21 protein-coding genes are annotated in these 25,872 nt (G+C 64.9%); 7 read left to right on the top strand and 14 right to left on the bottom strand.

From position 1 onward, the window contains the following. Nucleotides 1–204: 204 nt before the first annotated feature. The 12 genes from Q7J58_RS20110 to Q7J58_RS20055 all read right to left on the bottom strand — a co-directional run bounded on the left by Q7J58_RS20110 (nt 205) and on the right by Q7J58_RS20055 (nt 15,347). Nucleotides 205–1,332 (bottom strand): Fic family protein, encoded by a 1,128-nt coding sequence (locus Q7J58_RS20110; RefSeq protein WP_304831534.1) that lies wholly within the window; start codon nt 1,330–1,332, stop codon nt 205–207. Continuing rightward, on the bottom strand, nt 1,323–3,740 hold the full coding sequence (locus Q7J58_RS20105; protein ID WP_304831533.1) for an N-6 DNA methylase: 2,418 nt from the start codon (nt 3,738–3,740) through the stop codon (nt 1,323–1,325). Before Q7J58_RS20105 ends, Q7J58_RS20110 begins: the two co-directional genes overlap by 10 nt. Nucleotides 3,741–3,880: 140 nt before the next feature. Then, nucleotides 3,881–4,498 (bottom strand): molecular chaperone TorD family protein, encoded by a 618-nt coding sequence (locus Q7J58_RS20100; RefSeq protein ID WP_304831531.1) that lies wholly within the window; start codon nt 4,496–4,498, stop codon nt 3,881–3,883. Nucleotides 4,499–4,500: 2 nt separating this feature from the next. Beyond that, nucleotides 4,501–6,693 (bottom strand): 4Fe-4S binding protein, encoded by a 2,193-nt coding sequence (locus Q7J58_RS20095; RefSeq protein WP_304831529.1) that lies wholly within the window; start codon nt 6,691–6,693, stop codon nt 4,501–4,503. Beyond that, nucleotides 6,620–7,303 carry a DUF3306 domain-containing protein gene (locus Q7J58_RS20090; protein WP_304831527.1) on the bottom strand — a complete coding sequence of 228 codons (684 nt, stop codon included), beginning with the start codon at nt 7,301–7,303 and terminating at the stop codon, nt 6,620–6,622. Before Q7J58_RS20090 ends, Q7J58_RS20095 begins: the two co-directional genes overlap by 74 nt. After that, entirely contained in the window at nt 7,300–8,142 is an 843-nt protein-coding gene (locus Q7J58_RS20085; protein WP_304831525.1) for a gamma-glutamyl-gamma-aminobutyrate hydrolase family protein, read from the bottom strand. The genes Q7J58_RS20090 and Q7J58_RS20085 overlap by 4 nt, the downstream gene beginning before the upstream one ends. After that, on the bottom strand, nt 8,139–8,738 hold the full coding sequence (locus Q7J58_RS20080) for a DUF3305 domain-containing protein (protein WP_304831523.1): 600 nt from the start codon (nt 8,736–8,738) through the stop codon (nt 8,139–8,141). Before Q7J58_RS20080 ends, Q7J58_RS20085 begins: the two co-directional genes overlap by 4 nt. A 164-nt stretch (nt 8,739–8,902) precedes the next feature. After that, complete coding sequence (locus Q7J58_RS20075) at nt 8,903–9,322, bottom strand: BLUF domain-containing protein (RefSeq protein ID WP_304831522.1); 420 nt, start codon at nt 9,320–9,322, stop codon at nt 8,903–8,905. A 132-nt stretch (nt 9,323–9,454) separates the two neighbouring features. Further along, on the bottom strand, nt 9,455–10,753 hold the full coding sequence (gene boxA, locus Q7J58_RS20070) for a benzoyl-CoA 2,3-epoxidase subunit BoxA (RefSeq protein ID WP_304831521.1): 1,299 nt from the start codon (nt 10,751–10,753) through the stop codon (nt 9,455–9,457). A 328-nt stretch (nt 10,754–11,081) separates the two neighbouring features. Then, entirely contained in the window at nt 11,082–12,509 is a 1,428-nt protein-coding gene (gene boxB / locus Q7J58_RS20065) for a benzoyl-CoA 2,3-epoxidase subunit BoxB (protein WP_304831519.1), read from the bottom strand. 105 nt (nt 12,510–12,614) lie between these two features. Beyond that, the gene (boxC, locus tag Q7J58_RS20060) at nt 12,615–14,270 is read right to left on the bottom strand and encodes a 2,3-epoxybenzoyl-CoA dihydrolase (RefSeq protein ID WP_304831518.1); all 1,656 of its coding nucleotides are present in this window, start codon (nt 14,268–14,270) and stop codon (nt 12,615–12,617) included. 129 nt (nt 14,271–14,399) lie between these two features. Beyond that, nucleotides 14,400–15,347 (bottom strand): helix-turn-helix transcriptional regulator, encoded by a 948-nt coding sequence (locus Q7J58_RS20055; RefSeq protein WP_304831516.1) that lies wholly within the window; start codon nt 15,345–15,347, stop codon nt 14,400–14,402. A 158-nt stretch (nt 15,348–15,505) separates the two neighbouring features. On the opposite strand from Q7J58_RS20055, the gene Q7J58_RS20050 reads away from it, so the two are divergent. The 5 genes from Q7J58_RS20050 to nadB all read left to right on the top strand — a co-directional run bounded on the left by Q7J58_RS20050 (nt 15,506) and on the right by nadB (nt 21,741). Beyond that, entirely contained in the window at nt 15,506–17,083 is a 1,578-nt protein-coding gene (locus Q7J58_RS20050; protein WP_304831514.1) for a 3,4-dehydroadipyl-CoA semialdehyde dehydrogenase, read from the top strand. A 163-nt stretch (nt 17,084–17,246) separates the two neighbouring features. Beyond that, nucleotides 17,247–18,824 (top strand): benzoate-CoA ligase family protein, encoded by a 1,578-nt coding sequence (locus tag Q7J58_RS20045; RefSeq protein ID WP_304831512.1) that lies wholly within the window; start codon nt 17,247–17,249, stop codon nt 18,822–18,824. Between the two features lie 169 nt (nt 18,825–18,993). After that, complete coding sequence (locus tag Q7J58_RS20040; protein WP_304831510.1) at nt 18,994–19,206, top strand: DUF3460 family protein; 213 nt, start codon at nt 18,994–18,996, stop codon at nt 19,204–19,206. A 23-nt stretch (nt 19,207–19,229) separates the two neighbouring features. Continuing rightward, nucleotides 19,230–20,087, top strand: a complete 858-nt coding sequence (locus tag Q7J58_RS20035; protein ID WP_304831508.1) for a ScpA family protein — start codon at nt 19,230–19,232, stop codon at nt 20,085–20,087. A gap of 49 nt (nt 20,088–20,136) precedes the next feature. Continuing rightward, nucleotides 20,137–21,741, top strand: coding sequence for an L-aspartate oxidase (nadB, locus tag Q7J58_RS20030; RefSeq protein WP_304831507.1), 1,605 nt, complete (start codon nt 20,137–20,139; stop codon nt 21,739–21,741). A 92-nt stretch (nt 21,742–21,833) separates the two neighbouring features. Here the strand turns inward: nadB and nadA are convergent, their stop codons facing one another. Together nadA and nadC are read right to left on the bottom strand one after the other, a co-directional pair. Continuing rightward, nucleotides 21,834–22,961: a quinolinate synthase NadA gene (gene nadA / locus Q7J58_RS20025; RefSeq protein WP_304831506.1), complete on the bottom strand. Its 1,128-nt coding sequence runs from the start codon at nt 22,959–22,961 to the stop codon at nt 21,834–21,836. A gap of 42 nt (nt 22,962–23,003) precedes the next feature. Next, on the bottom strand, nt 23,004–23,867 hold the full coding sequence (gene nadC / locus Q7J58_RS20020) for a carboxylating nicotinate-nucleotide diphosphorylase (protein WP_304831505.1): 864 nt from the start codon (nt 23,865–23,867) through the stop codon (nt 23,004–23,006). Between the two features lie 75 nt (nt 23,868–23,942). Between nadC and panB the strand changes: the two genes are divergently transcribed. After that, nucleotides 23,943–24,830: a 3-methyl-2-oxobutanoate hydroxymethyltransferase gene (panB, locus tag Q7J58_RS20015; RefSeq protein ID WP_304831504.1), complete on the top strand. Its 888-nt coding sequence runs from the start codon at nt 23,943–23,945 to the stop codon at nt 24,828–24,830. Between the two features lie 108 nt (nt 24,831–24,938). Continuing rightward, the gene (gene panC / locus Q7J58_RS20010; RefSeq protein ID WP_304831503.1) at nt 24,939–25,805 is read left to right on the top strand and encodes a pantoate--beta-alanine ligase; all 867 of its coding nucleotides are present in this window, start codon (nt 24,939–24,941) and stop codon (nt 25,803–25,805) included. Nucleotides 25,806–25,872 lie beyond the last annotated feature (67 nt).

Genomic DNA, 25,872 nt, shown 5'->3' with positions numbered 1-25,872 from the left:
ACGATTTAAATTTGTGCGAAGCCTTCGCACAAATTGCCGCTGGCTGAGGCACCAGCTTGCGCGCCCCCATGCGAGGGTCTGCGCTGTGTGATGCTCCGACGTGGCGCAGGGGTGCCGCGTACAGGCCCAACATGTTGAGAAAACCACCATTTTTGATGCACGTCACCGCAACGCACATCAAAAAACCTTGTTTTTGGTGTGTGTTCATGGCGCTTCACCTCGCATCAAGCGCTCGCCTGCACCGTCGAGCAGTTCGTACAACTGCACGTTGAAGTAATAGTTGTCTTTGCCCAGCTTGTGCTTGCTGAGCAATCCGATTCCCACCAAGGCCTCTAGATAGCGTATGGCGGTGCTGCGATGCACCAAAAGGTCTTGTTCGACAAACTCAATCTTGGTGTAGGGGTGCTTGAACAGGTTGTTGACCAAGTCTTGGCTGTAGATTTTGGGCAGTTCACTGCGGATGCGCAGTTTGGTGCTTTGCATCTGGGCTTTGATTTGTGTGATCAACAGGGTGGTTTGTTGGGAGGTTTGGACGACGCCTTCGAGCATCCACAACAACCAAGGCTCCCAATCACCGGTTTCGCGTACGCTTTGCAGCAGCCGGTAATAGTCGGCTTTGTGGCGGTTGATGTAGCGCGACAGGTAGAGCACGGGCGTGTCTTGCAGGCCTTGTTGCACCAAATACAAGATGTTGATGATGCGGCCTGTGCGTCCGTTGCCGTCATAAAACGGATGGATGCTTTCAAACTGGTGATGAATGACGGCCATTTTGACCAATGGGTCCCAGTCGCACTGCTCGGGCTGGTTGATGAAAACTTCCAAATTGCCCATCAGCGCGGCAATGTCTTCGGGGTGTTGCGGTGGGGTGTAAATGGTTTCGCCGGTGTGGTCATTTTTGAGCGCAGTGCCCGGCAATTTGCGCAGGCCAGCGCGGTTGTGCTCGATGCCTGCCTGGATGTTGAGCACATCGTTGAGGGTGAGCAAGCCGGTGCGTTTGACTTGCTCAAACCCGTCACGCAATGCGGCGGCATAGTTGTGCACTTCTTTGGCGGCGTAGGTGGCAAATTGCTGTTTGGCAAAGTCGCTGCGGTACAGCTCGTCGTGGGTGGTGACGATGTTTTCAATTTCGGAGCTGTCTTTGGCCTCTTGCAATGACAGCGTACCCACCAAAATGCCTTGATTGGGCATGGAAGCAGCAACACCTTTGAGTTCGGCCAAAGCGGCATGCGCTTTGGGTAAGAGCTTCAAAACGGCGCGGGTTTCCACATCGCCCAAGGCGTGCGGCAACAGGGGCAGGCCAGCCCTGCTGTTGCTGCTGGTGTTCAGTGCCATACCACCCCCATGCGCTTGAGGTGTTCTTCCACCCGGGCCGACAGGGCTTCCACCTCGCTGGCCAGTTGCGGCAGCGGCGCGGCATACCGCTCAGCCAGCTCCCGAATCCGCCGCGTCAGCGTCTGGCTCACGCGGTCCAGCTCGGCTTGCAAATCTTGCCCCAGCCGGGCCAGCCATTTGTCGTGGATCGTCAAGACTTGGATTTCCACCAGGCTGAGGCGGGCGTACTGCTCAAAGGCTTGGCGGTCCAGCTGTGCATCGAGTTCTTTCACGGCTTTCTTCAGGGCGGCTTCATCGGCGCTGAGCTTGAGCCATTGCTTCAACACCTTCAGCTCGTCGGCGGCTTCCGGGTCGGCGGCAACTTCTTTGATGCGCTCTTTCACGCTGGCGGCGTTCACTTTGTCCAGGCTGGCGAATGCGCCTTCGTCGCCGGTGTGCTCTTCTTCCAGCTCGGCCAGTTGGCTGCTCACCACGTCCAGCGCGGCCTGTTGGGCTTCCAGTGCGGCCTGCTCGGCGGCAAAGTAGCGCGCCACCACGTAGGACTTGGGCAGCAGGTCGCAGGCCCAGCCCTTATCTTTCTGTTTGCCTTTCTTGTCGGTTTCCACCACGCGCTGGGGTTTGGCCACCCAGCCGTCCAGGGCGATCAGGTAGGCGTCGTCCTGCATGGCCTCGGCCCAGTAGTCCATGAGCTGCTGGTACACGGCGTATTCGTCCACCAGCGGCGCGGCCTTGAAGCTGGCCAGCAGGTCTTCGGCCAGGGCTTCCACCAAGGCCTTGGGGTGGTCGCCTTTTTTGAAGGCCATGAGGCGCGGGGTGTGGCGGGTGCGCCAGTCGTCAAACAGGCTGGTGGCTTGGGCGTGGAAGGCGGTGAATTCGGCATGGCCCAGGATGGCTGCCTTCACCTCGGTTATGGGTTGCTGCAGTTGGCTGTAGCCGGGGCGCAGGGGTTTGAAGAGCGTGGCGCGCACGCTGGGCATGACCTGCCAGTAGGCGGCCAGCGCGTCCAGGTCGCGGGTGGGGATGCCGCCTTGCAGGTGGGCCGTCAGGTCTTGAATGTCTTCGGGCTCGCTGCTGTCGATGTAGCGCGGCAGGTTGAGGTTGAAGTCGTTTTTGTCGCTGGCCATCTCGTCCAGCGGCACGAGGCGGGCATAGCCGGGCACGTCTTCGCCTTTGCGGAACGCGTCCACCATGCGGTGGATGTCTTGCTCGCGCAGGCGGTTTTTGTTGCCGTCTTTGATGAAGCCTTTGCTGGCGTCGATCATCATCACGCCCTTGCGGGCGGCGGCGTTGTCTTTGTCCAGCACCAGGATGCAGGCGGGAATGCCGGTGCCATAGAACAGGTTGGCGGGCAGGCCGATGATGCCTTTCAAGATGCCGCTGCTCACCAGCTGCCTGCGGATGACGGCCTCGGCATTGCCGCGAAACAGCACGCCGTGCGGCAGGATGCAGGCGGCTTTGCCATTGGCTTTCATGCTGCGCACGATGTGCAGCAGGTAGGCATAGTCGCCCTGTTTGGCGGGCGGCTCGCCCCAGGTGAAGCGCTGAAACGGGTCAGCGGCGGGGGTGAGGCCGGTGCTCCAGGCTTTGTCGGAAAACGGGGGGTTGGCCACCACGTAGTCGTAGGCACGCAGGTGTTGGCCGTCCAGAAACTTCGGGTTGCTCAGCGTGTTGCCGCTGAGGATGTTGGCGGTGGGGAAGTCGTGCAGGATCATGTTCATTCGCGCCAGGCCAGCGGTGGTCACGTCCTTTTCCTGCCCTTCCAGCGTGATCTTGTTGCCGGCCTCAGCGGCCACTTTGAGCAGCAGCGAGCCCGAGCCGCAGGTGGGGTCGTAGGCGGTGGTGCTGGCCTTGGTGTTGCGGGGGCCAATGCCGATCACCTTGGCGATCACGCGGCTCACTTCGCTGGGTGTGTAGAACTGTCCCTTGCTCTTGCCGCTTTCGGTGGCGAAGTGGCGCATGAGGTACTCATACGCATCGCCCAAGATGTCGTCGTGCTCAGCGCGGTTGTCTGAAAAGTCCAGCTCGGGTTTCTGGAAGATGGCCACCAGATTGGTGAGCCGGTCCACCATCTCCTTGCCCTGGCCGAGCTTGTTGGGGTCGTTGAAATCGGGGAAATCGCTGCGCGCCAGTCGGGCGTTGGCGTCGATCAGCGGCTGGATGATCTGGGTGTTGATCTTGTCGCCGATGTCGCCCTTGCCTTTGAGGGTCACCATGTCCTGGAAGCTGGCGCCCTGGGGGATGATGACCGGCGGCGCGAAGTCGTCGGAGTTGGCGTATTTGTCGCTGATGTATTTGATGAACAGCATGAACAGGACGTAGTCCTTGTACTGGCTGGCATCCATGCCGCCGCGCAGTTCGTCGCAACTGGCCCACAGGGAGGAATAAAGATCTGACTTTTTGATGGCCATTGGAAAAGCTCGGTAGCGCAGGCGTGTTGGGCAAAATTTTGCTGACGCTTGACGATAGCAGAGCACCCGACGCCCTTTTGGGCACACAAAAAGACACGGCGTTCAGGCCGGATTGTGCCGACCTGAGCGCACCCTCCCCCTCACCCCAACATATCAAACCCCTGCGTTTCCACCGCCAGAAACGCCCGCGTGAACCCCGCGAGTGCGGCGTAAAACCTGGCTTTGGGATGAGCGGCCACGGTGTCGCACATGGCGCTGACCCAGGGTTGCATGTGCACGGTAAAGAATTTTTGTTGTTGGCTGAGGTTGGCCACTTCGACGTCTTCGCCTGCAATGAGGTAGCGCATGACTTCGCACAGGTAGGCGAAATGGTCTTCGGTTTCTGACATGGTGTCGTCGCGGCCCAGGCCAAGGGCGGCCAGGTCGGTGCGCAGGGCGGCCAGGGGTTTTTCGTTCAGGAAGCCGCTGAGGTAGTGCGAGCCGAACAGGTAAATCTCGGGCTTGCCGACGCCACCAAACAGGGCGTCGAATTCCGCAGCCACGGCAGCGTCGCTCACGGCGCGGGCGGCGGCCACCACCTCGCGCCAGGGTTCTTCCAGAAAGCCGCCGGCGGTAGGCGCTTCGGTGACGGCCACGCGCAGCTGCGCCATGAGTTCGGGCGTGGGTGGCGCGTAATACAGCGCGGCCAGCAGGCCGTAGACCTCGGCGCGGGCGGTTTCTTCGTCGAGGGCGGAAGAGACGGGGATGGAGTCGTTCATGGTCACAGATCGCTGATGCGGGTTTCGCCCGGATTGGAATAGATGTCCACCACGCGGCAGTCGCCGCACATTTTCAGGCGCTCCAGCGCTTCGCCTTTGAACATGGCGTGGCCGGCGAGCTTGCCCAGCATCACTTCAATGCCTTTGAGCGTGCCAAAGGGTTTGCTGCAGCGGATGCACTGGTAGGGCTGGGCTTCGTTGAGCACGCGCAGTTGTTTGCGCTGCTCGCTCAGCAGCAGGCGCGGCGTGAGCGTGATGGCGTTTTCGGGGCAGGTGCTGGCGCACAGGCCGCACTGCACGCAGTTTTTCTCGATGAAGCGCAGCTGGGGGCGTTCGGTGTTGTCTTGCAGGGCGCTGGCCGGGCAGGCGCTGACGCAGCTCAGGCAGAGCGTGCAGGTGTCTGGGTTGACAGCGATGGTGCCCAAGAGCGAGGCGGCGGGCAGCGCCAGCGCTTCGCCGGCCTGGGCGCGCTGCGGATGGGTGGCGCTGTCTTGCAGCAGGTGGTCAATGGCGAGTTCGACGGTGGCGCGTTTTTCGGCTTGCACGGCAAAGCTGGCGCGGCGTTTCACGCCTTGTGCCGGGGCTTGGCCCAGGGCAGCGTCGAGCGCCATGAGGTCGCGGGCGTCGCGGGCTTCGATGAGCTGGAAGTGCTGGCCGCTGTAGCCCAGGCCGCTGACGATGGCTTGGGCCACCGCCATGTGCTCAACCACGGCGTCGCGGTATTGCGGCGCTTCGTCGCCGGTCATGAGCACCCACACTTGCGAGGCGCCGTAGGCGAAGGCGGTGAGCCACACATCGAGCCCGACCGAGGCGGTGTGCCACAGCGGCAGCGGGATGACGCGGGCGGGCACGCCGCGCACGGTTTTGTCCAGCGCGGCGGCGCGGCCCAGGTCGCTGATGAGGGCGGCGCCGGCTTCCTGGCTGTGCAGCAGCAACGCGGCGTTGTGGCCGCCGGCTTTGGCGTAGGTGGCGAGCAGGGTGCGCAGTTTCACGCCCTGCTCGCTGGCGCGGGGGTAGGCGTAGCTGAGCGCGCCAGTGGGGCACACGGTGGTGCAGGCGCCGCAGCCCACGCACAGGTTGGGGTTGACGGCAATCTGGTTGCGCTTCACGTCGCTGCTGATGGCCAGCGCCGAGCAAATCTCGACACAGGCGTTGCAGCCCACGGTTTCGTTGCGGCTGTGGGCGCAGATTTTTTGTTTGTAGGTGAAAAACTTGGGCTTTTCGAACTCGCCCACCAGGTCGCGCAGTTGGATGAGCACCTGCATGGCGGCCGCGTCGGTCAGGCCGCCGGGCAGGTGCACGTAGCCTTGCGGGTGCGCGTGCTGGCTGAAAGCCGGCCCGTATTGGCCCCCAACCCTGGCTGCGCCAGGCCCCCCGAGGGGGTGCCGTCGGTCTTGGGGCGGCCCGGCGACCGACGGACGCAGGTCCAGCACCAGGTCGAATTTTTCGCTGTGGCTTTGGGGCGCGCGCTGGAAGTTGATGGCGCCCACGGCTTCGCAGGCTTTCACACAGGCGCGGTGCGACTGGCAACGGCCCATGTCGATCTGGTAGTCCAGACCGATCGCGTCTTCGGGGCAGGCGGCCACGCAGGCGTTGCAGCGGGTGCACAGGTCCAGGTCGATCGGGTTGCGGGTGGTCCATTGCACGTCAAACGCGCCGAGCCAGCCGCGCACCTGGGGCAAGTCGCCCGCAATGACCGGAAAACGCCGGGCCTGCATGCCGGCGCCGCCGGTGGCGAACAGGGTCACGTCGAGCACGTCGGCCACCAGGGCGGCGGCGCGCTCGGCGTCTTCCAGCGCGCCGATGATGAGCAGGCGCCCGGCGCTCTTGTACGTGACGGTGGGCACGGGCTCGGCGTCGGGCAGGCGGGCTGCGGCCAGCAGGGCGGCCATTTTGGGCGTGGCCTGGGCGGCTTCGCGGCCCCAGCCGCCGGTTTCGCGGATGTTGACAAACCGGATGGGCCGCACGTCGAGCGACACGGCGCCCTCGGTTTGTTCGGACAGTTCGGTGAACAACCGGCTTTCTTGCGTGCAGGCCACGACCAGGTCGTCGCTGCTGCGGCAGGCCTTTTGAAAGGCCGGCGCGTCGCGGCGGCACAGCGTGGTGTGCAGCGTCAGGTCTTCATCCAGCGCCTCGCCCAGGGCTTTCGGATTCAGGGGCATGGTCTGGTTGCAGTTGCAGATCAGCGTGGTCATCGTGGTGTTGGGGTTGTGCCGGCGCGGTGGCTGCGCCGGTGGTGGGGTCGGGTGCGGTGTCGTCGGCGGCTTCGGCATGCGCAGGCGGTGCCACAGCGGCGGGGTCGGTCTGGGGTGCTTCGGTGGCTTCGGCCACCCCGGCGGTGGGCACTGCGGCGGGTTTGGCTTCGTTGGGGTCGTCCACCAGTTTCAAAAACTGCGCGCCCACCATTTTGGCCATCATGGCGGCCGACAAGGGGCTGGGCTGGGAGTAGTCGTCGATGTAGATGTCGAGCCCGTCCATCACGTTGTAGTGTGGATCGGTGAACAGCTTTTTCATGGCGGCGTTGCGCACCTCGGCGGGCACCTGGCGGCCCACGAAGGGGCTGAAGTCGGCTTCGCGGGTGAGCTGGGCCACGTCGTCGAGCGTGAGCACGGGCGGCTTTTCAGGCTCGGGGGGGGCCGGGTTGGGGGCGGGCTGGGGGGCTGCGGACGTGAGCAGCGGCGACGGCGCGCCGGTCACCGCCACCGGCGGCGCGGGCACGGGCGGCTCAGCGGGCAGGGCTTGCCCGGTGCGCACCTGCGCCTTGCGGCGCGACCAGCGCGAGAAGAAGTTGTTGTCGTCGGTCATCGGGTTCTTGGGGGCAACGGCACACCGGCGTGCACCACGGACGCGCCGCTTTGGTGGCGGTCGGCACGCGCACGCGCCGCGCGCAGAAAATCCATCATCATGGGGCCGCTGTCGAGCAAGCCCTGGGTTTCATCCACGGGCGACAGGTGGAATTCGGGGTGCCACTGCACGCCCAGCACATAGCCCGGCCCGTCGTGGCGAATGGCTTCGATGATGCCGTCTTGCGGGCAGCGGGCTTCCACCCGCAGGCCCTCACCGAGCCGGTCCACGCACTGGTGGTGGATGCTGGTGACGCGGTGCGCAGTGCAGCCATAGAGCCGGTGCAAGCTGGAGCCTTCTTCAAAATGCACGTCGTGCAGCAGGCGGTCGTAGTGGACGGTGTCTTGGTGCGGCACAGCACCCGGGCGCATCGAAGGAATGTCTTGCACCAGACTGCCCCCGAAGTACACGTTGATGAGCTGGGCACCGCGGCACACGCCCAACACCGGCTTGCCGGCCTGGATAAAGCCATTCAGCAGGGACAGTTCGTAGCGGTCGCGGATGGCATCGCCCGCCCAGGCCGGGTCGCGCAAGGTGTCACCGTAGGCTTCGGGGCAGATGTCGATACCGCCTTGCAGCACCAGGCCGTCGAGCAAATCGACGATCTCGGTCATGGGCGCCCGGTTGGCCGACAAGGGACTTTCCTCGTCGATGAAGGGCACCATCAGCGCAATGGCCCGGTGGGCCATGATCCAGTGCGCCATGGTGCTTTCCAGAAACTGCAGCCGCTTTTGCGGCAGACCCAGCCCGTTGGGCGGGTGGTGCAACAGGCGGGCGCTGATGCCAATGCGAAGCGTCATTTTTTGGGGCCTGTGCCGTGTTTTTCAGTGGAAATGCGCACCGGTTGGCCAAAGCGGTCGGTGAGGGGTTTGAAGCTGTCGGGGCGCTTGCGGCGTTTGGGTTCGGGCTGGTAGGTGGCGTCCACAAAGGTGCGCAGCCAGTCCACCGCTTCTTCTGGCGCCGCCACCTGCTCCACACGCTCTTGGGCGTCGAGCCAGCGCCCGGCATCGTGGTAGCTCAGCGTCACGGTTTGCGGTACGGCCAGCGGTTCGCCTTCCACCAGCAGGGCTTCGTCGGGGCGCCACACCACCCAAAAGCAGGGGCTGGGGCTGCTCAGGTTCAAAAAATAGCCTTCCGCGTCGTCGCGGAACAGCGCCACGCGAAAACGCGGGAACAGCCAGTGGGTGGAGCCGTCGGGGCTGGGGCCGTCGATGGGTTCTACCGCTTGCGGCGTGTGCTGCTCGTCGGGTGCCAGGGCGGTGGTTTCTTCGGGGGTGTGGCGCAACAACACGTCGGCCAGCACCCAGCGCCAGGCTTGCCAGCGGCTCATGGGGCCGCTGACCGGTTCGCGGCGCATGACCACATCAACCTCAATGGCGGGACGGTTCTGGGTCATGGGTTGTGGGGATGTCGGGTCGTGGCAGAAAGACCGCAATGTAAGCCATCGCAGACCGTGGGGTCTGTCCGCCGTGGGTTTCCCCGCTGACAACCATGCTTTCAGAGGGGAAACCCTGAGAACGTGCGGGCGATCTGACCGGGAGCGCCCACAGACGCCCGGGCTCAGCTGAGCCAGCGCACGTTGAGCATCACTTCGTCAAAGAAGGCACGCAGGGTGGCGGTGCTCATGCTGTAGGGGTCGAAATCGGCCTTGCTGGAGTATTTGAGAAACAGCTGGCGGTTTTCGGCGGTGGCGGCCACCAAGCCCATGGACCAGTCGCCAAAGCGGCGCGAGGCGATTTCGCTGAAGTCCAGGATCTGCGTGTCGGTGTGCCGAGGGTCTTTTTCAATATGGTGGTAGAGCTTGTTCACCGCCGCCCGATCGCCTTCGAGTTGCTGCAGAAAAATACCGTTGGTGAGGCACAGCGCGCCCGTCACGCCCGCGGCGGTGTTGTTGCGCTGCGAGCTGCGCAGGATGTCTTTGACATCGCCAGGGCCAAGAATGTGGGCGGTGCGGCTGGCGTAGGTCAATTGAATCAGCATGGTGGGTTCCTGTGCATAAGAAAGCGCTGAATTAGAAACCGGTGCCCACACCGTCGATCGCTTGAACCCAGAAACCGCCCATCTCGCAGGGACATTTGAGGCCGACAGGGGCTTGGACCCGGCCCCGTTCTGTCAGTAGGTTTCCAGGTGCAAGCGGCCTTCGCGCTTGAGCGCGGCGCCCAGGATGTCCCAGTCCAGCCCGGCGTTTTGCGCCGCGTCGCGCAGGGCCAGCACCACGCCCTCTTCCATGCTTTTGAGGCCGCAGACGTAGAAGTACGCGTTGGGGTCTTGCAGCAGGGGCACCAGATCGGCGGCGCGCTCGCGCATGGCGTCTTGCACGTAGCGCTTGGGGCTTCCCGGGGTGCGGCTGAAGGCGAAATTGATGTCGATGAAGTCTTTGGGCAGGTTCTGCAGCGGGCCGAAGTACGGCAGTTCTTCCTGTGTGCGGGCACCGAAGAACAGCATGAGCTTGCCGCCTTCGAACTTGCCCGAGGCGCGCTGGCGGCGGCGCCATTCGGTCATGGCGCGCATGGGGGCGCTGCCGGTGCCGGTGCAGATCATGACGATGCTGGACTTGGGGTGGTTGGGCATCAGGAAGCTGCTGCCGAACGGGCCGATGACGTCGACCTTGTCGCCCACCTGCAGGTCGCACATGAAGTTGCTGGCCACGCCGCGCACCGGCTGGCCCTGGTGGTCTTCGAGCACGCGCTTGATGGTGAGTGAGAGGTTGTTGTAGCCGGGGCGCTCGCCGTTGCGCGGGCTGGCAATGGAGTATTGGCGGGCGTGGTGCGGCCGGCCCTTGTCGTCGGCGCCGGGCGGAATGATGCCGATGGACTGGCCTTCGAGCACCGGGAACGGCATGCTGCCGAAGTCGAGCACGATGTGGTGCGTGTCGTAGTCGTGGCCGGCTTGTTTGCCGACTTCGGTCACGCGCACGTTGCCGACCACGGTGGCGGTGACGGTTTTCTGGGCGGCCTTGGGGCCGTAGAGGTTGGTGTAGGCGTGGGCTGCGCTCCAGGGTGGCACGGTGGCGCCGAAGGCGGCGGAGTTGAACGCGGTCTGGCCGGTGGTGTCGGCCTGGGCCACGGGCTCGGCGGCCGGTTCTGGCGTGGGTTCGCCAGCGCTGTCACCAGCGAGGGCTTGGCGTTCTGCGGCCGAGAGTTCTGCGGGCAGTTCGTCCCAGGTGAGCTGCTCGGCCAGCGAATAGGCCTTGATGCGCGGCATGGTCCGGTAGTTGTCGATCGAACCGGTGGGGCACGGCGAGATGCAGTCGTTGCACCAGTTGCATTTTTCGGCGTCCACCACGTAGTTGCGCGAGTCGTGGGTGATGGCCTGCACCGGGCAGATGGCCTCGCAGGTGTTGCAGCGGATGCAGATTTCGGGGTCGATCAGGTGTTGCTTGATGAATACCAGTTCGGCGGGTGCGTTCATGGGGGTCTCCGGCTTCTCGTGGGGATGCTTTGGTCTGGATTGTCGTGACTTCGTGGTGCCAATGCGTGGGCGGGGGCCAAGGTCTGCAATTGTGTCTCGTGTGACGTCAACGTGGCACCGCACGGGTCGGGGCGACCGGCTCCTCCTTTACCTCACTGCGCCGGCCACCCCGATCCGTGCTCAGCCGTGCGGAAAAAGGAACGCCCCGGGGTTTCCGGGGCGTAAGGGACCCAGCCCAGGATGCCGTAGAACTGGCTTTGCCAGGCCGCAGGCATCGCCCCCTGGGGGGGGTGACGCGCCCTTAGGCGCGGCGCGGGGGGTCAACAGTTCAAGCGAAGCGGACGTACTCAAAGTCCACCGGCTGGCGGTTGATGCCCATGACTGGGGGTGCGATCCAGTTGGCGAACTTGCCGGGATCGACCACGCGGCCCATCAGGCTGGCCACAAAGGCGCGGTCGCCCTCGCTGGGCAGCCAGTTGTCGCGGTTGGCAGCCCACTCGGACTCGGACACCACGCGGCCATCAGGAGCCACCTTCACACCCTTGAGCAGGCCGATGTTGCGGTGGAAGGCCTTGTGGGGCACGGTCAGGCGGAACGGGATGCCGGCCTTCTCGATCACCTTGTTCCAGCGCTCCACGCCACCGATGCTGTCCTTGATGTAGTCGTCGCGCAGCACTTCGTTGAGCGCATTGAGCATGGGCACTTCTTTTTCGACCAACTGGCCATTCTGCACATTGAGCACCTTGTAGAACTGGCCGCGCAGCTGGTGGTCGTCGGTGCGTTTGCCTTCTTCAAAGCGGCCCTTGAGACCGGTGCTGTAGAAGGTGGCGGCGTTGCTGGATTCGTCGGCACCGAACAGGTCGATGGTCACCGAGAAGTGGAAGTTCAGGTAGCGCTGGATGGTGGGCAGGTCGATCACGCCGGCGGCGCGCAGCTTGGCCGGGTCGTCGGTCTTCAGTTCGTTCATCACCTGGCAGGTGCGGTTGATCACGCGGCTCACGCCCGACTCGCCCACGAACATGTGGTGGGCTTCTTCGGTCAGCATGAACTTGGTGGTGCGGGCCAGCGGGTCGAAGCTGCTCTCGGCCAAGGCGCAGAGCTGGAACTTGCCGTCGCGGTCGGTGAAGTAGGTGAACATGAAGAAGCTCAGCCAGTCGGGCGTCTCTTCGTTGAACGCTTCCAGAATGCGCGGGTTGTCGGCGTTGCCACTGTTGCGTTCCAGGAGGGCTTCACCTTCTTCGCGGCCGTCTTTGCCGAAATACTTGTGCAGCAAATACACCATGGCCCAGAGGTGGCGGCCTTCTTCCACGTTCACCTGGAACAGGTTGCGCAGGTCGTACTGGCTCGGGCAGGTCAGGCCCAGGTGGCGCTGCTGCTCAACCGATGCCGGCTCGGTGTCGCCTTGCGTGACGATGATGCGGCGCAGGTTGGCGCGGTATTCGCCGGGGATGTCTTGCCAGGCGGCTTCGCCTTTGTGGTCACCGAAGTGGATCTTGCGGTCCTGCTCGGCCGGGTTCAGGAAGATGCCCCAGCGGTAGTCGGGCATCTTCACGTGGCCGAACTGCGCCCAGCCTTGTGGGTCCACACTGACGGCGGTGCGCAGGTACACATCAAAATTTTGGCTGCCGTCCGGGCCCATGTCGTCCCACCACTTCAGGTAGTTGGGCTGCCACTGCTCCAGCGCGCGCTGCAGCGTGCGGTCTTCGCTCAGGTTGACGTTGTTGGGGATCTTGTCGCTGTAGTCGATGGTGGACATGTTTGTGCTCCTGCGGGTTTTTCGTACGGTGGACTGTCGTTCGGTTGCGGCTGGCTCCACCGGGAAACCCACCGCACAACAAGACTCAAGAGATCAGACGGGCAATCAGACGCGGTTCATGTCGAACTGCGCTTTGTCGCCTTTGCCGTAGACCTTCAAGGCGCCTTTTTCGCCGACGGCGTTGGGGCGCTGGAAGATCCAGTTCTGCCAGGCGGTGAGGCGGCCGAAGACGCGGGTGGCCATGTTTTCTTTTTGCGCAAAACGCAGGTTGGCTTCCAGGCCGGTCAGGGCATCGGGCGACATGGCCGCGCGCTCTTCCAGCGCCAGGCGCACTTCGTCGGCCCAGTCGATGTCGTCGGGCGCGGCGGTCACCAGGCCCAGGGCGAAGGCGGCGTCGGCGTCGAGTGCCTTGCCGATGACACCGCGCACGGCTTCCATCGGAGCCGCTTCTTCATAGAAGCGGCGCTGCAGGCGCGACTGGTCGTTCACCATGGGCAGGAAGCCGAAGTTGAACTCGCTCAGTTGCAGCTTGGGTGCTTTGTCGGCGTCGTCCGGCAAGGCCAGCATGTAGGCGCGGTCGGCGCAGAAGGCCAGTTCGGCCAGCGTGCCGGCGAAGCAGGAACCTTCTTCGATCAGCGCAAACAGGCTGCGCGACGACACGTCGAGGCGGGCAAAGGTGCGGCGCAGCGCACCGATGGTCTCGCGCACAAACCAGTGGTCTTGGTGCGCCAGCATCAGGGCGTCGTTGGCCAGCACGGCGGCGGCGTCGCCTTCGGTTTTCAGAATCCAGGTGCCGATGTCGAGTTCGTTGGTGCGCAGGTTGAGGATGGCGTCGTCCAGCTCGCGGGCCATCTGCAGCGGGTACCAGGCGGCGCCAGCGGCTTCAATGCCGGCCAGGTCGGTGGGCTGCGCACCGCTCGGGGCTTTCAGGGTGAGGGTGGCGTGGCGCTTGGCACGGTCAATGGCCACGTTCACATAGGTGTAGGCAATACCGTCGGCGCTGTCGGTGCGCTCCACGCGGGGCAGGCTCACGCCTTTCGCATCGGCCGGGCGGTCGCTCTGGGCGGCCAGTTGGGCGGCGCGCTCGCTCACGGCGGCGGCGAACTGCTGCGGCTTGGCCACGGCATCCACCAGGCGCCAGTCCACGGCCTTCTGGCCCCGCACGCCTTCGCTGGTGGTGCAGAAAATGTCGGCCAGGTCGTGGCGCACATGGCGCTTGTCGGTCACGCGGGTCAGGCCGCCGGTGCCGGGCAGCACGCCCAGCAGGGGCACTTCGGGCAGGCTCACGGCGCTGGAGCGGTCGTCCACCAGCAGAATTTGATCGCAGGCCAGGGCCAGCTCGTAGCCGCCGCCGGCGCAGGCACCGTTCAGGGCGGCCAGGAACTTCAGGCCACTGTGTTTGCTGGTGTCTTCAATGCCGTTGCGGGTTTCGTTGGTGAACTTGCAGAAGTTCACCTTCCAGGCGTGGGTCGACACACCGAGCATGAAGATGTTGGCGCCCGAGCAGAACACGCGGTCCTTGCCGCTGGTGACCACCACGGTCTTGACCTCGGGGTGCTCGAAGCGGATGCGGTTCAGCGCGTCGTGCAGCTCAATGTCCACACCCAGGTCGTAGCTGTTGAGCTTGAGTTTGTAGCCGGGGCGGATGCCGGCGTCTTCGTCGATGTCGATGGCCAGGGTGGCCACGGCGCCATCAAAGGCCAGCTTCCAATGACGGTACTGGCTGGGTTCGGTGCGGTAATCGACGGCGTTCGGGTTCATGGAGGTCTCCTGTTTGTTGGGCTGCGCGGGGTAACAAAAGGGTGCCGACCTGCATTGCATCACCGGGGGCACCGAGTGATGTGAATAATATTGCATCTTTTCAAAACCGTCAATGCATTTTTGTGCATGTTACGAAATACCCAACACCTCCCTCACCTGGGTACGCAGGGCATCAAAAGCGTCGTCGAGGCGGTAGGCACTGGTATTGAAGTGCAGGTCGGCCTTGGAATAAAAGGCCGAACGCCCCGCCAGAATGCGCTTCAAATCTTCCATGGCCTCGCGGCTGGCGGCCATGGGGCGCATATCGCCCTGGGCCGCCACGCGGCCCATGTGGTCGGCCGGGTCGGCCTGCAGCCAGATGGTGGTGCAGTGGCTCAGCAACAGGTTGAAGTTGGCCGCGTCCGACACCAGGCCACCGGGCGTGGCAATCACCACCTCGGGGTAGATTTGTATGGCCTCTTCCAGGGCGCGGCGCTCGTAGCGGCGGTAGGCCGGAGTGCCGTACAGCGCGTGGATTTCGTTGATGCTGCAGCCGGCAAATTTTTCAATTTCGCGGCTGAGTTCAATGAAGGCGTAGCCCAGGTCGTCGGCCAGGCGCTGGCCCAGCGTGGACTTGCCCGCACCGCGCAGGCCAATGAGGGCGATGCGCGCGCTGCGCCCCGCATCGCCACCCGCCGCCGCGCCGCCGCCCAGCAGGCTGCCAATGGCCACGCGGGCGCGGCGCAAATCGGCCTCGTTGCGGTGCTCCAGCAGTTCGCGAATCAGCAACCACTCGGGCGAGCTGGTGGTCACGTCGCCCAGCAGCTCGGTGAGCGAGCACTGCAGCGCCTGCGCCACCTGCAGCAGCACCAGCACCGAGGCGTTGCCGGTGCCGTATTCCAGGTTGGCCAGGTGGCGCTCGGACACGTCGGCCGCCACCGCCACGGCCTTGCGCGTCATGCCCCGGCGCGAGCGCAGGGTGCGCACGCGTTCGCCCAGCGCCACCAGAAATGGGTGTCGCTGCGCTTCGTCAGCACCGGGCGCAGCGGGGGCCACAACGCCCACCACCGGTTCTTCTACCGTGGCCAGTTGGTTCATAGAGGTGTTCATCGGTTCAGGGAAAACCCTTGTTAGACTTGCCATCCGGCAAAACATGCACTTTAATGCATGATGCATGAGGCGCAAGATAATGCATTTATAGCGCCAATCCCGGGCGGCGACCAGCCCTCTTCGATACCCCTACCCTGCGAAACCCCATGAATACCACGCCCCTGCTCCCCAACTTTTTCGCTGGCCGCTGGCAAACCGGCGCCGGCAACGGCACCACCCTGCTCGACCCGGTGCTGGGCACGCCCTTGGTGCGCGTGAGCAACACCGGCCTGGACCTGGCCGAGGGCTTTGCCTTTGCCCGCGAACAAGGCGGCCAAGCCCTGCGCGCACTGTCTTACCAACAACGCGCCGGCTTGCTCAGCGCCATGGTGAAGGTGCTGCAAGCCAACCGCGACGCTTACTATGAAATGGCCACCGCCAACTGCGGCACCGTGACCAAAGATTCGGCGGTCGACATCGACGGCGGCATCTTCACCCTGGGTTACTACGCCAAACAGGGCGAGGCCCTGGGCACCGCCACCTGCCTGCTCGACGGTGAGCGCATCCGCATGGGCAAAGACCCGCTGTTCCAGACCCAGCACGTGCTGAACCCCACGCGCGGCGTGGCGCTGTTCATCAACGCCTTCAACTTCCCGAGCTGGGGCCTGTGGGAAAAAGCCGCGCCAGCGCTGCTCTCGGGCGTTCCGGTGATCGTGAAACCCGCCACCGCCACCGCCTGGCTGACCCAGCGCATGGTGCAGGACGTGGTGGACGCCGGCATCTTGCCGGCGGGCGCGTTGTCGGTCATCTGCGGCTCGTCGGCCGGGCTCATGGACCAGCTGCAACCGTTTGACGTGGTGAGCTTCACCGGCTCGGCCGAGACGGCGCGCATCATCCGCAGCCACCCCGCCGTGGCCCAGCGTTCGGTGCGCTGCAACATCGAAGCCGACAGCCTGAACAGCGCCCTGCTCGACCCCGCCGCCACCGAAGGCAGCGAAGCCTTCAACCTGCTGGTGGCCGAAGTGGCCCGCGAAATGACAGGCAAAAGCGGCCAGAAATGCACCGCCATCCGCCGCATTTTGGTGCCACGCGCGCTGTTTGACGCCACGGCCCAGGCCATTGGCGCCAGGCTGGCGAAAACCACCGTGGGCAACCCGCGCAACGAATCCACGCGCATGGGCTCGCTGGTGAGCCGCGAGCAGTTTGACAGCGTGCTGGCCGGCATAGCCCACCTGAAAACCGAAGCCGAGGTGCTGTTTGACGGCAACGGCGCTGCGCTGGTGGACGCCGACCGCGCGGTCGCTGCCTGCGTGGCCCCGGTGCTGCTGGGCCACCGCCAGCCCGCGCAAGCCCAGGTGCTGCACGAGGTGGAGGTGTTCGGCCCGGTGGCCACGCTCATGGCCTATGACGATGAGGAACAGGCCTACGCGCTGATCCGCCGCGGCGAAGGTTCGCTGGTGGCCTCGGTCTACAGCGCCGACCCCGCCTTCATGGCCCGCGCCGCACTGGCCCTGGCCGACAGCCACGGCCGGGTGCACATGATCAGCCCCGACGTGGCCACCAGCCAGACCGGCCACGGCAACGTGATGCCCATGAGCCTGCACGGCGGCCCCGGCCGCGCCGGTGGCGGCGAAGAGCTGGGCGGCCTGCGCGCCCTGGGCTTTTACCACCGCCGCAGCGCGGTGCAGGCCAGCAGCGTTGCGCTGGATGTGCTGGCGGCTTCAGGCACACCGTTGAAGTATTGACCCCCCGGACGGAACACCCCCCGCGCCGCCTGCGGCGTCACCCCCAGGTGGCGATGCGAGTGGCCCGGCCAAGCCGGTTCCACCGCATCCTGGGCTTCGGCCCTTCTCACCGGACATCCCCCCGCACCCGCCAGCCCCACCCAGAAAAAACAGGAGACACACCATGAACACCACCGAACCCAGCGCCCCGCCCGAGCGCTTCAACTTCGCCCGCCACCTGATCGCGCTCAACGCTGGCCGAGAAAACAAAACCGCGCTGATCGACGACGCCGGCTCGCTCACCTACGGCCAGCTCGCCGACCAGGTGCAGCGCTTCTCAGCCGCCTTGCAGGCGCTGGGCCTGCAGCGCGAAGCGCGCGTGTTGCTGCTCATGCACGACAGCAGCGACTGGGTGGTGGCTTTTCTGGGGGCGCTGCACGCGGGCGTGGTGCCGGTGGCGGTGAACACGCTGCTGACCGCCAAAGACTACGGTTACATGCTGGCCAACAGCCGGGCACAAGCGGCTTTGGTGTCGGCCGCGCTGCTGCCCACGTTGCAGACAGCGCTGGAGAGCGGCGGCCACGAGGTGAAGCACCTCGTGGTGTCGCGCGCCCAAGCGCCCCTGCCTGCGGACGCGCACGACTTCGCCGCACTCACCGCCGCCCACCCACCCGGCAGCGGGGCCGACACCCACGGCGACGAGCCCGCCTTCTGGCTGTATTCGTCCGGTTCCACCGGCAGCCCCAAAGGCACGGTGCACACCCAGGCCAACCTGTACTGGACGGCCGAGCTGTACGGCAAAGCGGTGCTGGGTCTGAAAGAAAGCGACGTGGTGTTTTCCGCCGCCAAGCTGTTCTTTGCCTACGGCCTGGGCAACGGCCTGAGCTTTCCGCTGAGCGTGGGCGCCAGCGTGGTGCTGATGGCCGAGCGGCCCACGCCACAGGCCACCTTCAAGCGCATGGTGGACCACCAGCCCACCGTGTTTTACGGCGCCCCCACCGGCTACGGTGGCATGCTGGCCTCGCCCGACCTGCCGGCCCAAAACCAGGTGGCGCTGCGCCTGTGCTCGTCGGCCGGCGAGGCCCTGCCGCGCGACATTGGTGAGCGCTGGACGGCCCATTTCGGCTGCGAGATCATCGACGGCATCGGCTCCACCGAAATGCTGCACATCTTCTTGTCCAACCGCCCGGGCGATGTGCGCTACGGCACCACCGGCAAGGCGGTGCCCGGCTACGAGGTGCAACTGCGCAACGAAGACGGCAGCGTGATCACCGGCCACAACCAGATTGGCGACCTCTACATCCAGGGGCCGAGCGCGGCGCTGATGTACTGGAACAACCGGGCCAAGTCGCGCGACACCTTTCAAGGCGCCTGGACCAAGAGCGGCGACAAGTACACCCGCGACCCCGACGGCTACTACACCTACGCCGGGCGCAACGACGACATGCTCAAGGTCAGCGGCATTTACGTCAGCCCGTTTGAAGTGGAGGCCACGCTGGTACAGCACCCCGCCGTGCTGGAAGCCGCCGTGATCGGCAAGACCGACGACGACGGCCTGACCAAAACCAAGGCCTACGTGGTGCTCAAAACCGGCGCCCAGGCCACCGAAGCCGAGCTGCAGGCCTTCGTGAAGGAGAAGCTCGCGCCCTACAAGTACCCGCGCTTCATCGAGTTCATGGCCGAGCTGCCCAAAACCGCCACCGGCAAAATCCAACGCTTCAAGCTGCGCGATCTGGAAACGCAGCGGCGGTTCGAGCGCTGAAAGAAGCTGAAAAGGCGGGTGTGGGGGCAGGCGCGTGCCAGCCGTTGCGACCCATGTTCACGTCCCCACGCATTGAGCGCCCAGATGAGACCCTCTGCAGCCGCACGCAGCCCAAGCGTCCGGCGCGGGGGGATCGCTAAAATGAACCTCCTTCTTCTGAGCACCGACCATGTCCTTCTTCGCCCGCCCGCACTATTCCTCCGACACCACCGACTTCATCAACAAGCTCAAGGTGGACCACCCCACCCTGGAACAGGAGCAGCGCCAGGGCCGTTCGTTGCTGTGGGACAAGCAGATTGACCGCAGCTTTCAAGCCGCCGCCGAATCGGCCAAGGTTGCCCAGCAACCCTACGTGTACCAAACCGGTTCTGACCACGCCTGAACCGGTTGCCGCGCGCACCGCACATGAGCCCAGAGACCCCGGTCCTCGATGCGGCACCACCGGGGCTGGACGATGTGCTGCCCCATGTGGTGGACCACGTTGCCCTGGCCCGGCTGTACGGCGAACCGCTGTTCACCATGCCGCGCGACCTGTACATTCCGCCCGACGCGCTGCGGGTCTTTCTGGAAGCGTTTGAAGGCCCGCTCGACCTGTTGCTCTACCTGATCCGCAAGCAAAACTTCAACATCCTCGACATCCCGATGGCCGCCGTCACGCGGCAGTACATGGGCTACGTGGATGAAATTCGCGCCAGCAACCTGGAGCTGACCGCCGAATACCTGCTCATGGCGGCCATGCTGATCGAGATCAAGTCGCGCATGCTGCTGCCACCCAAAAAAGTGGCCGAAGGCGAAGAAGCCGAAGACCCCCGCGCCGAGCTGGTGCGCCGCTTGCTCGAATACGAACAAATGAAACGGGCGGCCCAGCGGCTGGCCGATCAACCCCAATTTGGGCGTGACTTTCTGCGTGCGCAGGTGCACATAGAACAGGCCCTCGTGCCCCGCTTTCCAGACGTGACGCCGCTGGACCTGCAGTCTGCCTGGCGCGACATTCTGAAACGCGCCCGGCTGGTGCAACACCACAAAATCAGCCGCGAAGAACTCTCGGTGCGCGAGCACATGGGCATCGTGCTGCGCCACCTGCGGGGCCGCAAGTTCGTCGAATTTGGCGAACTGTTCGACCCGGCCAAAGGCCAACCGGTCCTGGTGGTGACCTTCATCGCCATGCTGGAGCTGGCCAAAGAAACCCTCATCGAACTGACCCAGGCCGAGGCCTTTGCCCCCATCTACGTGCGACTGGCCTACACCCCGGTAAGCTCGTGACAGTTGCCACCACGCTGCGCCCCGCAGCGTATTTACAAGCCACACCCACATGACCAGCATCCTCGAATTTGACGTTCTCATCATTGGCAGTGGTCTCGCCGGCCTGACGGCTGCGCTGAACCTCTGCGCCACCCACCGGGTGGCCGTGGTCACCAAACGCGGGCTCAGCGACGGCTCCAGCATGTGGGCCCAGGGCGGCATTGCCGCCGTGCTGGCCGAGGGCGACAGCTTTCAGTCGCATGTGGACGACACGCTGGTGGCCGGTGCCGGCCTGTGCGACCTGGACGCCACCCGCTTCACGGTGGAACACGCCCCCGCCGCCGTGGCCTGGCTGCAAGAGCTGGGCGTGCCGTTTTCCACCGAACACGGCGAACTGCACCTGACCCGCGAAGGCGGCCACAGCCACCGCCGCATCGTGCACGCCACCGACGCCACCGGCGCCGCCGTGCAAGCCACCCTGCTGCAGCGGTTGAAAAACACGCCCAGCATTGCGGTGTTCGAGCACCACATGCTGGTGGACCTGATCACCGACCGCAAACTGCCCGGCCACAGCAAGACCGCAGCATCCACCCGCTGCCACGGCGCCTACATCCTGGACGAAGAACGCGGCGAAGTGCTTACCTTCAGCGCCGCCCACACCGTGCTGGCCACCGGCGGCGCGGGCAAGGTGTACCTCTACACCACCAACCCCGACACCGCCACCGGCGACGGCATCGCCGCCGCCTGGCGCGCCGGTTGCCGCGTGGGCAACATGGAATTCATCCAGTTCCACCCCACCTGCCTCTACCACCCGCACGCCAAAAGCTTCCTCATCACCGAAGCTGTGCGCGGCGAAGGCGGGCGCCTGCTCTTGCCCCCGCACCTGGGCAGCCACCGCTTCATGCCCGACCACGACCCGCGCGCCGAACTGGCCCCGCGCGACGTGGTGGCCCGAGCCATCGACTTCGAAATGAAAAAACACGGCCTGGACTGCGTGCACCTCGACATCTCGCACCAAAGCCCCGCGTTTCTGCACGAGCACTTTCCCAACATCCTGGCCCGCTGCGCCGAACTGGGCATCGACATCACCCAAGAGCCGATCCCTGTGGTGCCCGCCGCGCACTACACCTGCGGTGGCGTCGTCACCGACCTGGCCGGACACACCGACCTGCAAGGCCTGTACGCCGTGGGCGAAACCACCTGCACCGGCCTGCACGGTGCCAACCGGCTGGCCAGCAATTCGCTGGTGGAATGCATGGTGTTTGCCCAAGGCGCGGTGGCCGCCATTCGCAACGCCCAACCCGGGCAGAAACCCACCATGCCGCAGTGGGACGAAAGCCGCGTGACCGACGCCGACGAACAGGTGGTGATCTCGCACAACTGGGACGAACTGCGCCGCTTTATGTGGGATTACGTGGGCATTGTGCGCACCAACAAACGGCTGGAACGCGCCGCCCACCGCATCACCCTGCTGCAACGCGAAATCCACGAGTTCTATTCACAATTCCACGTCACCCGCGACCTGCTGGAATTGCGCAATCTGGTGCAGGTGGCCGACCTGATTGTGATGAGCGCCATGATGCGCCACGAAAGCCGGGGCCTGCACTTCAGCCGCGACTACCCCGATTTGCTGCCCGAAGCCAAACCAACGGTGTTGGTGCCACCGGTGCGGTGAGCCAGTAGCCGGCGCTTCCAGCTCCGGTTTCCTCTGGAGCGGGAAGCTCCAGCCACTTCAGCATCCCATCAGCAGCGGTGCGGCTGTTGCACTCAAGCCGCGCCAATGTTCGGCACCAACGTCCCCGCATCCTGCCCCCCGCGCTGCGCGGCGGTGAAGGTCAGCATGCGGTCAATCGGCTGGCGGGCGCGGGGAATCAGCGCCGGCTCCACGTGGATTTCATTCAAACCGTGTTCGAGCACCTGGGCCACACCGGCCAGGCCGTTCATGGCCATCCAGGGGCAGTGGGCGCAGCTTTTGCAGGTGGCGCTGTTGCCGGCGGTGGGGGCTTCTATGAACACCTTGCCGGGGTTTTGCTGGCGCAGCATGTGCATCATGCCGTTGTCGGTGGCCACAATGAATTCGGGCGCGTCCAACTCGCGTGCAGCCTTCAAAATGGCCGAGGTGGAGCCCACGGCATCGGCCAGGGCCACCACGTCGGCCGGGCTTTCCGGGTGCACCAGCACCTTGGCCAGGGGGTGCTGCTTTTTCAGGGCTTGCAGCTCAAAGGCTTTGAACTCGTCGTGCACGATGCAGGAGCCGGTCCACATCACCATGTCGGCACCGGTTTCGCGCTGGATGTAGCCACCCAGGTGCTTGTCGGGGGCCCACAAAATCTTGTGGCCTTTGTCTTTGAGCGCACGCACGATGTCCAGCGCACAGCTGCTGGTAACGAGCCAGTCGGACCGCGCCTTCACAGCCGCGCTGGTGTTGGCGTACACCACCACGGTGCGGTCGGGGTGGGCATCGCAAAACGCGCTGAACCCGTCAATGGGGCAGCCCAGGTCGAGCGAGCAGTTGGCGTCCAAGTCGGGCATGAGCACGGTTTTTTCCGGGCTCAAAATTTTCGCGGTCTCGCCCATGAAACGCACGCCGGAGACGACCAGGGTTTGTGCGGCGTGGTCGCGGCCAAAGCGGGCCATTTCCAGCGAATCGCTGACGATGCCACCGGTTTCCACGGCCAGGTCTTGCAGGTCGGGGTGCACGTAGTAGTGCGACACCATCACCGCGTTGCGCTCTTTCAGCAGCCGCCTGATGCGCTCTTTCAGCTCGGCGCGTTGCTTGGGGCCGGGCTCCACCGGCACGCGCGCCCAGGCGTGTTGGGTCGGGCAGGCGGGCTGTTCGTATTCGACGTCGATCACGGGGGCTCGGGTGTCTGCGGTGGTGTCTGGGGTGTTCATGGCGGTGGGTTTCAAAACGGCAGCGGGCGCCTGGCTGGGGTTTTAGAGGGCTTCAAAGCGCATGGAGAAGTCAACGGCCTTCACGTCTTTGGTCAAGGCGCCAATGGAGATGCGGTCCACCCCGGTTTCTGCAAGCGCGCGCACGGTCTGCAAGTTCACACCGCCCGAAATTTCGAGCACGGCACGGCCTGCGTTGCTGAGCACCGCGGCCTGCAGGGTGGGAATGTCCATGTTGTCCAGCAGCACCATGGTGGCGCCACAAGCCAGCGCCTCGTTGAGTTGGGGCACGGTTTCCACTTCAATTTCCACAAACCGTGCCTGGGGCGCGGTGTCTTTCACCCGCTGCAGCACGGCAGCCACGCCACCGGCGGCGGCAATGTGGTTTTCCTTGATCAGCACGGCGTCGTACAGGCCAATGCGGTGGTTCACACCGCCGCCGGTGGTGACCGCGTATTTTTGCGCCAGCCGCAGACCGGGCAAGGTTTTGCGCGTGTCCACAATCTGCGCCCGGGTGCCCGCCACCGCAGCCACATAGGTGGCGGTTTTGGTGGCCACGGCCGACAGCAGTTGCAAAAAGTTCAGCGCGGTGCGCTCGGCCGTCAGCAGCGGCTGGGCCATGCCTTCGATCTCCAGCACCACCTGGTCTGCGCTGCAGCGCTGGCCCTCGGCCACATGCCAGGTGAGTTGCGCCCGGGGATCGAGTGCCCGCACGGCAGCCTCGACCCAGGGCGTGCCGCATATCACGGCCTCTTCGCGCGCCAAAATGCGCGCCCGGGTGCGCCGGGTCGCATCGACCAAGGCTGCGGTGAGGTCACCGGTGCCCACGTCTTCGGCCAACGCGCGGGCCACATCGGCGCTGGCCAGTACCGCCAGATCGGAGGGAGTAAATTCAGACAGGTGTTTCATGGGACGCAAGCATAACGGGATCGAATATAGTGCCCCCATTCTGAAAGCCATGCCACCAACCCGAGGGACACCGACATGAGCACCCCCCAATCCGCCGCCCCCATGGCCACGCCTTACGGCACCTTGCCGGCCGCTTCGCCGCTGCCGCAGCGCAAACCGGTCAGCCTGCCCCGGCTGATGGAAATGCGCGAGCGTGGTGAAAAAATCACCATGCTCACCGCCTACGACGCCACCTTCGCGGCGGTGGCCGATGCGGCGGGGGTGGAATGCATTCTGGTAGGCGATTCGCTGGGCATGGTGTGCCAGGGCTTGTCGAGCACGGTGGGCGTGACGCTGGAGACCATGCGCTACCACACCGAAAGCGTGGTGCGCGGCCTGCAGCGCGTGCAGGCCACGGCCTGGGTCATTGCCGACCTGCCCTTTGGCAGCTACCACGAGAGCAAAGAACAGGCGCTGCGCAGCGCCGCCGAACTGATGCGGGCGGGCGCCCACATGGTGAAGCTGGAAGGTGGCGGCTGGACGGCGCCGACGGTGCAGTTTCTGGTGGAACGCGGCATTCCGGTGTGCGCCCACCTGGGTCTCACCCCACAAACCGTGCACGCGCTGGGTGGCTACCGGGTGCAAGGGCGCGGCGATTCGGCAGCGCTCACCCTGCGGCGCCACGCGTTGGAACTGCAGGACGCGGGCGCCACCATGCTGGTGCTGGAAATGGTGCCGGCCACGGTGGCCACCGAGATCACCGCCGAACTCAAGACCTGCCACACCATCGGCATTGGTGCGGGCAAAGGCACGGCCGGCCAGGTGCTGGTGATGCACGACATGCTGGGCATCAACCTGGGCAAGAACCCCAAGTTTGTGCGCAACTTCATGGACGGTGCCAGCAGCGTGCGCGAGGCGATGGCCGCTTATGTGGCCGCCGTCAAAAACGGCAACTTCCCCGACGACCAGCTCCACGCCTGGTAGCTGAACCACCCCACCCGCGCTCCGCGCGACCCCTTCAAGGGAGCAACACCCGCCGCCTGGCACAGCCAACCCGGCGCGGCTCCCTGACCACTTCGTTCATCTCCCCTCATGCACATCGTTCACACCCTCAACGACCTGCGCGCGGCCCTGCAACCGTTCGACGCCCCTGCTTTTGTGCCCACCATGGGCAGCCTGCACAACGGCCACCTGGACTTGGTGCGCACCGCCAAGCCGCTGGGCGATGTGACGGTGGCCAGCATCTTTGTGAACCGCTTGCAGTTTGCCCCGCACGAGGACTTTGACACCTACCCACGCACCCTGCAGGCCGATTGCGACAAGCTGGCCGCAGAAGGCTGTGACGTGGTGTTTGCCCCGTCGGAAAAAGAGCTGTACCCCGAACCCCAGGGCTTCAAGGTGCAACCCCCCACCGAACTCGCCGACATTCTGGAGGGCCACTTCAGGCCCGGCTTTTTTGTGGGTGTCAGCACCGTGGTGATGAAGCTCTTTCAATGCGTGTTTGCCCAAGCCAAGGGGCCGCGCTACGCCGTGTTTGGCAAAAAAGACTACCAGCAACAAATGGTGATTCGCCGCATGGTGCAGCAGTTTGCCCTGCCCATCACCGTGGTGGGCGCTGAAACCCAGCGGGCGCCCGACGGCCTGGCACTGAGTTCGCGCAACAGCTACCTGAGCGAAGCTGAGCGGGCTGAAGCGGTGCAGTTGTCGCTGGCGCTGCGTGCGCTGGCCCGCGACGCGCTGGCCGCAGCCGAGGGCCTGCCCGCACACCGCGCGGGCCTGGAAGAGCGGGCCATGCAGGCGCTGGCAGGCCGTGGCTGGAAACCCGACTACCTGACGGTGCGCCGCCGGGTTGACCTGCAGCCGCCCACCGCAGCCGACGCCACCACCGCGCAGTCGCTGGTGGTGCTGGGCGCTGCGCGCCTGGGCCATACGCGGTTGATCGACAACTTCGAGGTCTGAGAGGCTGAGAAATCCCCCCGCGCCGCCTGCGGCGTCACCCCCAAAGGGGCAGATGCTGGCGGCCCGG

This window comes from Hydrogenophaga sp. (assembly GCF_030656115.1).
GTDB lineage: Bacteria > Pseudomonadota > Gammaproteobacteria > Burkholderiales > Burkholderiaceae_C > Hydrogenophaga.
The sequence above is the reverse complement of the archived record's forward strand: the minus strand, read 5'-3'. Positions and strand labels throughout refer to the sequence as shown.